The 13,371-nt window shown below is 65.8% G+C and carries 8 protein-coding genes and 1 tRNA gene; 5 read left to right on the top strand and 4 right to left on the bottom strand.

Annotated elements, in window-relative coordinates; all coding sequences use genetic code 11:
* Positions 1 to 38 precede the first annotated feature (38 nt).
* Positions 39 to 1,466, bottom strand: coding sequence for a DUF3662 and FHA domain-containing protein (locus tag CH283_RS12905; protein ID WP_094638421.1), 1,428 nt, complete (start codon positions 1,464 to 1,466; stop codon positions 39 to 41).
* A 207-nt stretch (positions 1,467 to 1,673) separates the two neighbouring features.
* Here CH283_RS12905 and CH283_RS12900 point away from each other — a divergent pair.
* The 4 genes from CH283_RS12900 (at position 1,674) to CH283_RS12885 (ending at position 9,324) form a co-directional block, all read left to right on the top strand.
* Positions 1,674 to 1,759 (top strand) — tRNA-Leu (locus CH283_RS12900).
* A 410-nt stretch (positions 1,760 to 2,169) separates the two neighbouring features.
* The gene (gltB, locus tag CH283_RS12895; protein ID WP_094638422.1) at positions 2,170 to 6,759 is read left to right on the top strand and encodes a glutamate synthase large subunit; all 4,590 of its coding nucleotides are present in this window, start codon (positions 2,170 to 2,172) and stop codon (positions 6,757 to 6,759) included.
* Positions 6,752 to 8,203: a glutamate synthase subunit beta gene (locus tag CH283_RS12890; RefSeq protein ID WP_094616198.1), complete on the top strand. Its 1,452-nt coding sequence runs from the start codon at positions 6,752 to 6,754 to the stop codon at positions 8,201 to 8,203. Before gltB ends, CH283_RS12890 begins: the two co-directional genes overlap by 8 nt.
* 215 nt (positions 8,204 to 8,418) lie before the next feature.
* Complete coding sequence (locus tag CH283_RS12885) at positions 8,419 to 9,324, top strand: cutinase family protein (protein ID WP_094638423.1); 906 nt, start codon at positions 8,419 to 8,421, stop codon at positions 9,322 to 9,324.
* Here the strand turns inward: CH283_RS12885 and CH283_RS12880 are convergent.
* Positions 9,303 to 10,829: an MFS transporter gene (locus CH283_RS12880; RefSeq protein ID WP_094638424.1), complete on the bottom strand. Its 1,527-nt coding sequence runs from the start codon at positions 10,827 to 10,829 to the stop codon at positions 9,303 to 9,305. The genes CH283_RS12885 and CH283_RS12880 overlap by 22 nt on opposite strands.
* Before the next feature lie 98 nt (positions 10,830 to 10,927).
* On the opposite strand from CH283_RS12880, the gene CH283_RS12875 reads away from it, so the two are divergent.
* Positions 10,928 to 11,224 carry a putative quinol monooxygenase gene (locus CH283_RS12875; protein ID WP_068045525.1) on the top strand — a complete coding sequence of 99 codons (297 nt, stop codon included), beginning with the start codon at positions 10,928 to 10,930 and terminating at the stop codon, positions 11,222 to 11,224.
* Here CH283_RS12875 and CH283_RS12870 read toward each other — a convergent pair.
* Positions 11,159 to 12,667: a phage infection protein gene (locus tag CH283_RS12870; RefSeq protein WP_094638425.1), complete on the bottom strand. Its 1,509-nt coding sequence runs from the start codon at positions 12,665 to 12,667 to the stop codon at positions 11,159 to 11,161. The two genes, CH283_RS12875 and CH283_RS12870, sit on opposite strands and share 66 nt — an antisense overlap.
* 87 nt (positions 12,668 to 12,754) lie before the next feature.
* Entirely contained in the window at positions 12,755 to 13,369 is a 615-nt protein-coding gene (locus CH283_RS12865) for a histidine phosphatase family protein (RefSeq protein WP_094638426.1), read from the bottom strand.
* Positions 13,370 to 13,371: the final 2 nt, after the last annotated feature.

Raw genomic sequence — 13,371 nt, 5'->3', positions numbered from 1 at the left:
GTACGAGTCGAACCGCCACCCGAGCCCACGAAAGATCGTCAGACGATCCGGACCAGAATTTCGGAGTGGCCGGCCCGAATGACGTCGCCGTCGGCCAGTTGCCAGTCCTGCACCGGAGCGCCGTTGACGGTGGTGCCGTTGGTGGAACCCAGATCGGAGAGCATGGCCACGCGGCCGTCCCACCGGATCTCGATGTGTCGACGCGAAACGCCGGTGTCGGGGAGTCGGAACTGTGCGTCCTGACCACGGCCGATGATGTTCTGACCGTCACGAAGCTGGAAGTAGCGGCCGCTGCCGTCTTCGAGCTGCAGCGTCGCGGCCAGCGCCTGACTGCGAGCTGCGTACGAGGCGGGCTGGTCGTAGCCGTACCCGTCACCGCGATCGCCCGCGCCCTGCTGCGGGTAGCCGCGACCGTAGGCGGCCGGGGAAGGCGGGTAGTCGTAGCCGGGCTGCTGGTAGCCGGGCTGCTGATATCCGGCGGCCTGGGGCTCGGCGTAGCGACCGGACGGGTCGTTGTACGCCTGCTCCTGATAGGGGGCCTCGGAGTACGCAGCACTGTCGGCACCGCTGTACTGGTAGCCCTGAGCGTCGTAACCCTGCGCGTTGTAGCCGTGGGCGTCGTAACCCTGCGCGTTGTAACCCTGGGCGTCGTACCCCTGATCCTGGCCGCTGGGGTTGCCGTAGGCGTGCGGGTCGTAGCCCTGTTCCTGGCCGGCTGCGCTGTAGGCCTGACCCTGCTCGGGGTACGGCTGCTCGTCGTAGCCCTGGCCGTTGTACGGCTGCTGGTCGTAGCGCGGATCGTGCTCGGCAGGCGCGTAGGCCTGGGCGTCGTAGCCGTTCTGCTCACGTGCTGGGTAGCGCGGATCCTGGCCACCGGCGTAACCGTTGCGCGCGCGCGGATCGGGACGATGACCGTCCGCGGGGTCGCGCTGCGGGTCGTAGCCTGGGTTCTGCGTCATGTGGCCGGCTCCTGGTGTCGACATCGGTGGGGCAGACGGTCGCTGCGTAGCTGAAGGGACGGGACTCGGTGCTGCTTGTGCCGACGCGCCCTGCTGCGGGGACTCGTTCCGTGCAGCAGTCGCCGATCGTCCCACATCGGGATCGACCGAGCCACTGGCACGGAACTGTCCGGTGTGAAGGGTGGGCGACGGCTCGAAGCGAACCACCACGTCGCCGTAGGTCTGCCAGCCTTGATCGCGGATGTAATCGTCGAGGTGACGCGAGAACGCCTTGACCGTCAGTTCGCGGTCACCGGCGAGTTCGGCGTGGTCCGAGCTGTTGATGGTGATCACGTAGCTGTTGGGTGCCAGGAGGTGCCCGCCGTCCAGGGGCCGAACCAGGTCCGACGCTTCCTGCCGGAGCGCTGCCTCCACCTCCGCCGGTACGACGCCCCCGCCGAACACGCGGGCGAAGACGTCGCCGACAGCGCCCTGGAGCTTGCGTTCGAAACGCTGAACGATGCCCATCGTGACCCCTCCTCTCACTGTGTTCTTCCACCGTGTGGTGCCTGCTGGTGTGCAGGTCGCGACAGCCGCGTGTCATCACGAGGTCGCGCTCCAAGCATGATATACGGTGCCGCCGACGGGGACTGCCCGCCGCCGTCGGCTCACGGCACCTCGACGCGGCGATTTTCGAGCGCGGCATGGTGCGTGTTAGTGTTCTCGCCGTCACCCGGGCGGGTGGCGGAATGGCAGACGCGCTGGCTTCAGGTGCCAGTGTCCTTCGGGACGTGGGGGTTCAAGTCCCCCTCCGCCCACCACACTGGCCGCAGCTGATTCGATCGCTGCGGCCAGTAGTTTTTCCGGCCCTTTTCCTCGAATCGTCTTACAGGCGTGTGATTCTCGGCCGATGTCGGCGCGGGTGTCCGAGACCCGGTCCCGAGGACGTCTCGTATCCGGAAATTCGCAGGTGAAAGCCCGTAATAGGTTTACCTTATTTGCGGTGGCACCCAGGTACTGACTTATCGTTCGTAGTTGGATCGGCCTCACCACGGCCGGATCCGCCACGACCCATTTTCTACCACGCGCCCACCTGCTCGTGCAGAGGAAAGCGTCGACGATCGACAGGTGCAGCTTCAACGGCGAGGACGCACCGCAGGCCGTTCGTGCAGCCGGTTACACCACACCGTCGCCGACGAGTATCAAGGCTGGACTTATCCGAAGGCTAGGTATGAAGCACACTCCGGGCCCGCAAGGCCTCTACGATCCCGCCAACGAACACGACTCCTGTGGTGTCGCGTTCGTGGTGGACATGCACGGTCGACGCAGTCGCGACATCGTCGAGAAGGCGATCACCGCGCTGGTCAACCTCGAGCACCGCGGTGCTGCCGGCTCCGAACCGAACACCGGTGACGGTGCAGGCATTCTGATCCAGGTTCCGGACGCGTTCTTCCGCGCCGTCGTAGATTTCGAGCTTCCCGCGCCCGGCGCGTACGCAACCGGTGTCGCGTTTCTTCCGCAGGGCCGCAGCGACGCAGCACGCGCCTGCGAGGGTGTCGAGCGCATCGTCGTCAGCGAGGGCCTGACGATTCTCGGTTGGCGTGAGGTTCCCACCGACGATTCCTCCCTCGGCGCTCTGGCGCGCGACGCGATGCCGACCTTCCGGCAGTTGTTCCTCGCGGCTCCGGACGCGTCGATCACCGACCTCGAACTCGAGCGTCGCGCGTTCGTCATCCGCAAGCGGGTCGAGCACGAACTGGGCGAAGAGGGCGCGGGCAAGGACGGTCCCGGCCGCGAGACCGTGTACTTCCCGTCACTGTCCTCGCAGACCTTCGTCTACAAGGGCATGCTGACCACGCCTCAGCTCAAGGGCTTCTACCTCGACCTGCAGGACGAGCGTGTCGAAAGTGCACTGGGACTTGTGCATTCGCGCTTCTCGACCAACACGTTCCCGTCGTGGCCGCTGGCGCATCCGTTCCGACGCGTCGCCCACAACGGCGAGATCAACACCGCCACCGGCAACGAGAACTGGATGCGTGCTCGCGAGGCGCTCATCACCTCCGATGTGTTCGGCGGTTCCGAGGCGCTCGAGAAGATCTTCCCCGTGGTCACCCACGGAGCAAGTGACACAGCACGTTTCGACGAGGTGCTCGAGCTGCTGCACCTCGGTGGACGCAGCTTGCCGCACGCCGTGCTCATGATGATTCCCGAGGCGTGGGAGCGGCACGAGTCGATGGACCCCGCACGTCGGGCGTTCTACAAGTACCACTCCTCGCTGATGGAGCCGTGGGACGGACCTGCGTCGGTGTGCTTCACCGACGGCACCGTCATCGGCGCGGTCCTGGACCGCAACGGCCTGCGTCCGAGCCGGCTGTGGGTCACCGACGACGGTCTGGTCGTCATGGCCTCCGAGGTCGGCGTTCTCGACATCGATCCGTCGAAGGTCGTCCGCAAGGTTCGCCTGCAGCCCGGCCGCATGTTCCTGGTGGACACCGCGCAGGGCCGCATCGTCTCCGACGACGAGATCAAGGACGAGCTCGCGGCCGAGCATCCGTACCAGCAGTGGCTCGACGAGGGCTTGACCTCGATCGACGATCTGCCCGAGCGTCCGCACGTGCACATGCCGCACGACCGCGTGCTCATCCGTCAGCAGATCTTCGGATACACCACCGAGGAACTGAACGTGCTGGTCTCGCCCATGGCGAAGTCCGGTGCCGAGGCCATCGGTTCCATGGGTACCGATACCCCGATCGCCGTGCTGTCGGCTCGCCCGCGGATGCTGTTCGACTACTTCTCGCAGCTGTTCGCGCAGGTCACCAACCCGCCGCTCGATGCCATCCGCGAGGAGATCGTCACCAGCCTCGGCGGCACCATCGGACCCGAGGGCGATCTGCTCAACCCGGGTGCCGACGGCTGCAAGCAGATCGTGCTTCCGCAGCCGATCCTGCACAACGACGACCTCGCCAAGCTCGTCCACATCAACGACGAAGGCACGCAGGAAGAGCTGCGCTCGGTGGTCGTGCGCGGCCTGTACCCGGTGTCCGAGGGTGGCGAGGGTCTCCGAAAGTCGTTGGAGGCCATTCGCGCTCAGGTGTCCGCTGCCATCTCCGGTGGCGCGCGGATCATCGTGCTCTCGGACCGTGAGTCCAGCGAGAAGCTCGCTCCGATTCCGTCGCTGCTGCTCACCTCCGCGGTGCACCATCACCTCGTCCGGGAGAAGACCCGCACCAAGGTCGGTCTGATCATCGAGGCCGGTGATGCCCGCGAGGTGCACCACATGGCTCTGCTCATCGGTTTCGGTGCCGCAGCGGTCAACCCGTACATGGCGTTCGAGTCGATCGAGGACATGATCGAGCGCGGCTCCCTCACCGACATCTCCTTCGACAAAGCGGTGTCCAACTACATCAAGGCCGCGGGCAAGGGTGTGCTGAAGGTGATGTCCAAGATGGGCATCTCGACCCTCGCGTCGTACACCGGAGCTCAGCTGTTCCAGGTCATCGGCCTCTCGCAGGAACTGGTCGACGAGTACTTCACCGGCCTCAACAGCCACCTGGGCGGAATCGATCTCGACCAGGTCGCCGACGACGTCGCAGCGCGGCACGCGGTCGCGTACCTCGACAACCGTCAGGAGCGCGCGCACCGCGAGCTCGAAACCGGTGGCGAATACCAGTGGCGTCGGGAAGGGGAGTACCACCTCTTCAACCCGGACACGGTGTTCAAGCTGCAGCACTCCACCCGCACCGGTCAGTACGACATCTTCAAGGAATACACGAAGATGGTCGACGACCAGTCCGAGCGCCTCGCGTCGCTACGCGGTCTGTTCCGCTTCAAGACCGAAGAGCGGCAAGCCATTTCGATCGACGAGGTCGAGCCGGCCAGTGAGATCGTCAAGCGTTTCTCCACCGGTGCCATGAGCTACGGCTCCATCTCGGCCGAGGCGCACGAGACCCTCGCCATCGCCATGAACCGTCTCGGCGGGCGCTCGAACTCCGGTGAGGGCGGCGAGGACGTCTCGCGGTTCGAGCCGGACGAGAACGGCGACTGGCGACGCAGTGCCATCAAGCAGGTCGCGTCGGGACGCTTCGGCGTCACCTCGCACTACCTGACCAACTGCACCGACATCCAGATCAAGATGGCGCAGGGAGCCAAGCCCGGTGAGGGCGGCCAGCTTCCGGCGCACAAGGTGTACCCGTGGGTCGCCGAGGTTCGGCATTCGACGCCCGGCGTCGGTCTGATCTCGCCGCCGCCGCACCACGACATCTACTCGATCGAGGATCTCGCTCAGCTGATCCACGACCTGAAGAACGCCAACCCGCAGGCCCGCATCCACGTGAAGCTGGTCTCCGAGGTCGGCGTCGGAACGGTCGCCGCGGGTGTGTCCAAGGCGCACGCCGACGTGGTGCTCATCTCGGGCCACGACGGCGGCACCGGCGCGACGCCGCTGACGTCGGTCAAGCACGCGGGTGGACCGTGGGAGCTCGGGTTGGCCGAAACGCAGCAGACGTTGCTGCTCAACGGTCTTCGTGATCGCATCGTCGTGCAGGTGGACGGCCAGCTCAAGACCGGACGTGACGTGATGGTCGCGGCTCTGCTCGGCGGCGAGGAGTTCGGTTTCGCCACCGCTCCGCTCGTCGTCTCGGGCTGCATCATGATGCGCGTCTGCCACCTCGACACCTGCCCCGTCGGTGTCGCTACGCAGAACCCGTTGCTGCGCAAGCGTTTCGCGGGCAAGCCGGAGTTCGTCGAGAACTTCTTCATGTTCATCGCCGAAGAGGTTCGCGAGCTCATGGCCGAGCTCGGCTTCCGCACACTCGACGAGGCCGTCGGTCAGGTGGGTCTGCTGGACACCACTGCGGCCAAGGAGCACTGGAAGGCGTCGAAGCTGGATCTGTCGCCGATCCTCGAAGAGGTCGAGTCGGCGTTCATGAACCAGAACCTGTACAACACAGGCGTTCAGGATCACGGTCTGGACAAGGCGCTCGACCAGCAGCTCATCGCGGCCAGCCGCAATGCGTTGGACAAGGGCGAGAAGGTCGCGTTCGAGTCCAAGATCACCAACGTCAACCGCACCGTCGGCACGATGCTCGGGCACGAGGTCACCAAGGCGTACGGCGGCGTCGGACTGCCGGACGACACCATCGAGATCACGTTCACCGGCTCGGCCGGAAACAGCTTCGGCGCGTTCGTCCCGTCCGGCATGACGCTCCGGCTCAACGGAGACGCCAACGACTTCGTCGGCAAGGGACTGTCCGGTGGACACCTCGTGCTGCGGCCGTCGTTGAACGCGCCGAAGGGATTCGTCGCCGAGGACAACATCATCGGCGGCAACGTGTTCCTGTTCGGCGCCACCAGCGGCGAGGCTCTCATCCGCGGTGTCGTCGGCGAGCGTTTCGCCGTTCGTAACTCCGGTGCCGTTGCCGTCGTCGAAGGCGTCGGCGATCACGGCTGCGAGTACATGACCGGCGGCAAGGTCGTCATTCTGGGTACGACGGGCCGGAACTTCGGTGCCGGTATGTCCGGCGGCGTCGCGTTCGTCTTCGATCCGAACAAGACGTTCGAGGCCAACCTCAACACCGAGCTGGTCGACATCGAGGAGCTCGAGGGTGACGAGTTCACCTGGCTCCGCGACATCGTCACTCGCCATCAGGAGCAGACCGGCTCCGAGGTGGCCGAGCGGATCCTCGCGGATTGGTCACAGCAGGTGAACCATTTCGTGAAGGTCATGCCTCGCGACTACAAGAAGGTACTGCTGGCCATCTCCGAAGCCGAGAAGAACGGCGCGGACGTGGACGAAGCGATCATGGAGGCAGCTCGTGGGTGACCCACAGGGATTTCTGAAGAACACGGTTCGCGAAGTACCGAAGCGGCGGCCCGTCGACCTGCGCCTGATGGACTGGAAAGAGGTCTACGAAGACTTCTCGAAGGACACTCTGCGCACCCAGGCGAGTCGATGCATGGACTGCGGTATTCCGTTCTGCCACAACGGCTGCCCACTGGGGAATCTGATTCCCGAGTGGAACGACCTGGTGTTCAAGGACCGCTGGCGCGACAGCATCGATCGGTTGCACGCCACCAACAACTTCCCGGAATTCACCGGACGGTTGTGCCCCGCCCCGTGCGAGGCGTCGTGCGTGCTGGGTATCAACCAGGATCCGGTCACCATCAAGCAGGTCGAGGTCGAGATCATCGACAAGGCCTTCGAGGAGGGCTGGGTCACGCCGGTCTACCCGACGCATCTGACCGGCAAGACCGTCGCCGTCGTCGGCTCCGGCCCCGCGGGACTCGCTGCAGCGCAGCAGCTCACCCGCGCGGGCCACACCGTCACGGTGTTCGAGCGTGCCGATCGCATCGGCGGACTGCTGCGGTACGGCATCCCCGAGTTCAAGATGGAGAAGCGCCACATCGATCGTCGGCTCGCGCAGATGGAGGCCGAGGGCACCGTCTTCCGCACCGGTGTCGATGTGGGCGTGGACATCTCGGCCGACGAACTGCGCGAGCAGTTCGACGCCGTGGTCCTGTCCGGCGGCGCCACCGCGTGGCGCGACCTGCCCATCGAGGGCCGCGAGCTCGACGGCATCTACCAGGCCATGGAGTTCCTGCCGCACGCCAACCGCGTCCAGCAGGGTGATTTCGCCGCGCCGCCCGTCAGTGCCGAGGGCAAGAAGGTCGTCATCATCGGCGGCGGAGACACCGGTGCCGACTGCCTCGGGACCTCGCACCGTCAGGGTGCCGAGAGCGTGCACCAGTTCGAGATCATGGCCCGGCCGCCCGAGGAGCGTGCGACGTCCACGCCGTGGCCGACGTACCCGCTGATGTACCGGGTTGCCTCGGCACACGAGGAGGGTGGCGAACGCGTCTTCTCCGTCAACACCGAGCGTTTCGTCGGCGAAGACGGCAAGGTCACCGCACTCGAAGCCTGCGAGGTCGAGTTCAAGGCCGGCAAGTTCGAGAAGGTCGAGGGCAGCGAATTCACCCTCGAAGCCGACCTGGTGCTGCTCGCGATGGGATTCGTCGGACCCGACAAGGGCGGTCTACTGACCGACCTGGGCGTCGACTTCAACCAGCGCGGCAACGTCGAGCGCACCAACGAGTGGGTCACCAACGTCCCCGGCGTGTTCGTTGCCGGTGACATGGGTCGCGGCCAGTCACTCATCGTGTGGGCCATCGCCGAGGGCCGCTCCTGCGCGGCCGCCGTCGACACGTTCCTGCAGGGTGCGACCGCACTGCCGTCGCCGATCGTGCCCACCCAGGCACCGCAGCGGTAGGTCGCGGTAGCTTTCACGTCGCCCCCCGTCGGGATCAATGTGGCTTTGTTGCAGTCGGACCGACTGAAACTCACATTGATCCCGGGGGGTGGGCGGCCGAACCGTGTGACGGACGGTTACGTCCGTTAACCATGTAGGCATCTGATGGTCACAGGCCCCTGGCATTGTCGGGATCGAACAACGAAGCGTTCGATGACCAGTGAGGCCCCCTCCCCATGAGTGTCAAGAAGATCTGCGCCGGTATCGGCGTCGCTGCAGCTGTTGCGTCCGGTCTGGTTGTCGGAGCGGCATCGCCTGCCGCCGCAGACCCTGGCGATTGCCCGACGATGTACGTCGTGGCCATTCCGGGCACGTGGGAGACCAGTTCGGGTGCCGCGCCGAAGCCGGGGATGCTCACCGACGTCACCGATCGTCTCGGTAGCGGCATCCGTACCGACTACGTCTCGTATCCCGCCACCGCGTTCCCGTGGGAGGGCGAGGTGTACGGGCAGTCCCGTGCCGAGGCCGTCGCCAATGCTGGCGGGATGCTGAAGGCCATGGCCGATCGTTGTGGCGCAACGAAACTCGGCATCATCGGCTACAGCCAGGGAGCCGACGCGGCAGGTGATCTCGCCGCAGCCATCGGTACCGGAGTGGGCGTGGTGCCCGCGGACAAAGTGGTGGCGGTGGGCTTGATCTCCGACCCGAAGCGCTCCGATACCGATGCTCTGGTGGGGCCGGCCGTGGTCGGAACCGGTGTCGGCGGACCTCGGGTGGGCGGATTCGGCTACGTCAGCCCCGTGGTGCGCACCTTCTGTGCCGTCGGCGATCTGTACTGCTCGACGCCCAAGGACGATTACGTCGCGCGGTTGGCCGGCTTCTTGGCCGTCTCGTCCAATCCTGCGCCGAACGTCGCCGATCAGTACTCGCAGGAAGCGCAGTCGCTGATCGCCGATCTCGCAGCAGCCGGTGGTCTGCCGGTGTTACAGGGCCAGCTGTCCGATCAGGCGAACGCTCAGCGCCAGCGTGAGATCGAGGCGTTCTACCGCTCCGGCATCCACCAGGAGTACCAGAGCTACGACGTCGGAAACGGCCAGTCCGCGACGCGGTGGCTGGCACGCTATCTCGCCGACGCGGTCTGACGGCGTAGCAGCACGAAGACGGTGACGGCACTGACGGCCATCAGGCCGGCGCTCGCGCCCGACGCAAGGTTGAAACCGTCGATGAAGGACGAGTTCGCGACAGCAGTCAGTTGCGAGGAGAACGGCTCCGGCAGGTAATCCGCCACGGCGATGGCACCGCCGATGGTTTCCCGTGCGGGATCGGCGATCTCGGCAGGGGTCCCAGCGGGGATGGCGTCGTCCATGCGGTGTCGGTAGACGGTGCTGCCGATCGTGCCGAGGATCGCGATGCCGACGGCGCCGCCCAGTTCGGCTCCGGTTTCGGACAATGCCGATGCGGCACCGGCCTTTTCGGGAGCCGCTGCGGTGAGCACGATGTCGGAGTTGAGCGTCGAGGCCGCGCCGATTCCGAAGGTCAGCACGGCCATGCCGGTGAGCAGTAGCGGCAGTCCTGAGTCGGCGCTGACGAATGCCATTGCCGTGCAACCGATGGCGATGAACAGCAGGCCGCCCGCAATGATGGTGCCGGTCCGGATCACCTTGCTCAGCGTCGGTGCGAGCACGGCACCGGCCGCGGCGGCGACAGCCGGAACGAGGAGCCACAGACCTGCTTCGAGCGGCCCCAGCCCGACGACCAGCTGAAGGTACTGCGAGGCGAAGAGACTGAATCCGGTCATGGCGAAGATGACCAGGAATTGCACCACGACCGCTGCGCTGAAGGCACGTTCGGCGAACAGCGTGACGTCGATCAGTGGATTGGCGGCCTTGCGTTGCCGGATGACGAACATCGCACCGAGCGTGAGTCCGGCGAGGGCTGTGGTGACCGTTGCTACGTCGATCCCTTCCTGCGCGCCGTGCTTGATGGTGAAGACGATCGAGAGCATCGAGGAGATCGCGAGGACCACGCTGATCGGGTCGAATTTGCCGGGGTCGGTGTCCTTGAACTCGGGGACCAGGAGTGGGGCAGCAACGAAGAGCACCACCATGATGGGGATGTTGATCAGGAACACCGAACCCCACCAGAAGTGCTCGAGCAGAACACCCCCGATGACAGGCCCCACCGCGGCACCGCCCGCGAAACCGGCGGTCCACAGTCCGATGGCTTCCTTGCGTTGAGTGGGATCGTGAAACATGTTGCGTATCAACGACAATGTGCTCGGAGCAATGGTGGCACCGCCGATTCCCAGCAGAGCGCGCGCAGCAAGAAGCATTTCGGGGGAGGTGGAGAACGTCGCGGCCAACGAGGCGATGCCGAAGACGACGGCACCGATCATCAACAGGGTGCGTCGGCCGATCCGATCGCCCAGAGAGCCCATGGTGATGAGCAGCCCGGCGAGCAGAAAGCCGTAGATGTCGAGAATCCACAGCGTCTGGTTGCCGGTGGGTTCTAGATCGGCCGTCATGAACGGCAGGGCCAGATACAGCACCGACATGTCCATCGACACGACGAGAATCGGCACCACCAGCACCGCGAGGCCGAGCCAATCCTTCCCGGTGGCGCGCTGGTCGGTTGCCGTCTGGCTCACTGTGACTTCCCTTCCCGAATGGACACCTCAGCTTAGGTGGGTCGGGAGTACGTTCGGTGACGAAGAGCTGTCTCGCCGAACGAAGGAAACATCACCTCATGACCAACGATCTGAAGGTCGTCGCCACGATCATCGCCAAGCCGGATGCCATCGACGCCGTGCGCGACGGCCTCGCGGCCCTCGTCGCCGAATCACGGAAGGAAGACGGGAACGTCTCCTACGAACTGTTCGAGTCGGCGATCGAGCCGGGTACGTTCATCACCATCGAGGTGTGGAAGTCGCAGGAAGACCTCGACGGTCACATGCAGACCCCGCATCTGCAGCAGGCGTTAAGCGAGTTCGGTGCCCATCTCGCGGCTCCGCCCGCCATCCATCCGCTCCGACCCGTCGGCTGAGTCTCCCCGCGCGCTCGCGTACACCAGCGCCGAGACGGCCAGCAGGGCCGCCGTGGCACCGATCGCGAGCCAGCCGGTCCCGCTCATCTCGCCCGACGCGATGATGCGGGCACCGGCCGCGGTGTAACTCATCGGCATGAACGCGGCGAGGTCGCCCCAGATGGGCGCAGTCGACGCGTAAGCGAAGCCGCAGACGACGACCTGCACCACCAGGGCGACGACGTTGACGATCTGGCCGACCACGGCACCGAGCACCCGTTGAATCGCTCCCGCTGCGGCGAGGTAGGCCGCGGCGGAGACGATCAGGAACGCGCCTGCACCCAGCACCGGTCCGAGGGCTGCATCGGTGGCGAACGCGAAGGCGACGGCCGCGCTGATGCCGACGGCAGCCACGGCTGCGACCACCGAGAGCACTCGCGGGTTGCTGTCCCTGCCGAGTACTCGAACGAGACTGACGCATCCCAGTGCTCCGAGAGCAACCAGCGCGGCGATCAGATACGGGGTGGCACCGGCACCGCCGGACGTTGTCGTGGCCACGAGATTCTGCTCCGTGGCCGCTTCGTCGGTGCTGGCAGCGGTTCCCGGCGGGAGCGCCGCGGAGGCGTCTCGCACGTTGGTGGCAATACCGTTGACGATGCCCTCGACCGGCTCGACCGACGTCACGAGCTGATCGGTACCTGCCTTGAGCTGCTGGCCACCGTCGTCGAGCTGGCCGAGTCCGTCCCGCAACTGCACCGTGGCGTCGCCGAGCTGTGCGGTGGCCCCGAGGAACTGACTGTTCGGGTCGTTGAGCTCGGAGGACAGCTGCTGTGCACCACCCTTGAGGGTCTGCAGCTGGGCGAGAGTGTCGGGGCCGAAGGCCTGCGTGTTCAAGGTGTCGATGACGCCCCGGATCTCGCCGGAGATGGCGTCGGATCCCGGGTGCGGGAAGCGATCGACCTGGTCCGCGGTGGCGGCGAGTTTGGCGGTGAAATCGGCCTGCAGCGCCCCGAATCCGGCGAGTTGGTCGACGACCTGGTCGACGCCACCGCTGATCTGAGACGCGCCGTCACCGAGCTGACCGATGCCGTCGCGATACTGCCCGAACCCGTCGGCGAGCTGAATCGTTCCGTCGTGAGCCTGGGTGATGCCGTCGGCGAGCTGCCCGACGCCGTCGTTGAGCTGCGTTCCGCCCTCGGTCAGCTGACCGATACCGCTGGAGAGAAAAGTGATGGGCAGAGATGCGCTGTTGAGGCTGGTCCGGGCCGCGGCCAGAGGATCCGCCGTCTGCTGGTCCGGTGCCGGTGCCTGCTCCGTGTCGGCGACGGCGGTGGTGGTGGTCGCCGTGGATTCGCCACCGAGGTCGTAGCCGGTGCCGAGTGCAAAAGCACCTACCGCCACCAGAGGAAACGCCAGCGCAGTGAGAGCAACGGCAGGACGTCGGAAGATACGCAATTCACCCATGATGAGTTCGAGGCTAACTGCCAGGTTCGGCCTCGCCGACCACTCGATGGCCGTCGACGCTGCATTTCATGCCCTCTACCTGCGAGTTTAAGAGCTCTCTGTGGATTGTCGGTTCCGGGGCAACAGGTCCCACACATGCTCGGTCTCGTTCACCGAGGAGACCGACCTGGCGGCACTGCGGGAGAACAGCACACGTGTCACCGAGCAGTAGTCGATCGGGAAGCCGAGCACCTTCGGGGTCTGCAGAATGTCCTGCAGCAGGATGTTGATCACGCCGCCGTGGGCGAAGAGCGCAACGGTGTCGGTGTGTGCGCTGGCCGAGACGATGTCGGCGACGCCGGCCAGAACTCGCTGCCGAAACGCCTGCTCGTCGACCTGCTCGGGAAGGTGCCCGGCCTTGATGCGATCGAATGCCTCACGGAACTCGGTTTTGGCGGACTCGATCGGAACGTAGCCGCCGAAGTCGCGATCGTATTCGGCCACACGCTCGTCGGACTCGACGGTCAGACCGAGCCGATCGGCAAGAGGCTGCGCCGTCTGAACAGCGCGGAGTTGCGAACTCGACACGACTCGGGAGACCGGGAACCTGGCCACGGCACCCGGAACCCGCAGAGATTGTTCGACGCCGAGCTCGGCGAGAGCGGGATCGGCCGAGGTCTCCGACCGTTGCGGGAGAGCGTGCCGCACCAGAACCAGTTGCATCG

Origin of the sequence: Rhodococcus sp. 05-2254-2 (assembly GCF_002259095.1) — a bacterium.
GTDB lineage: Bacteria > Actinomycetota > Actinomycetes > Mycobacteriales > Mycobacteriaceae > Rhodococcoides.
This window is presented reverse-complemented; position numbering and strand designations above follow the sequence as displayed.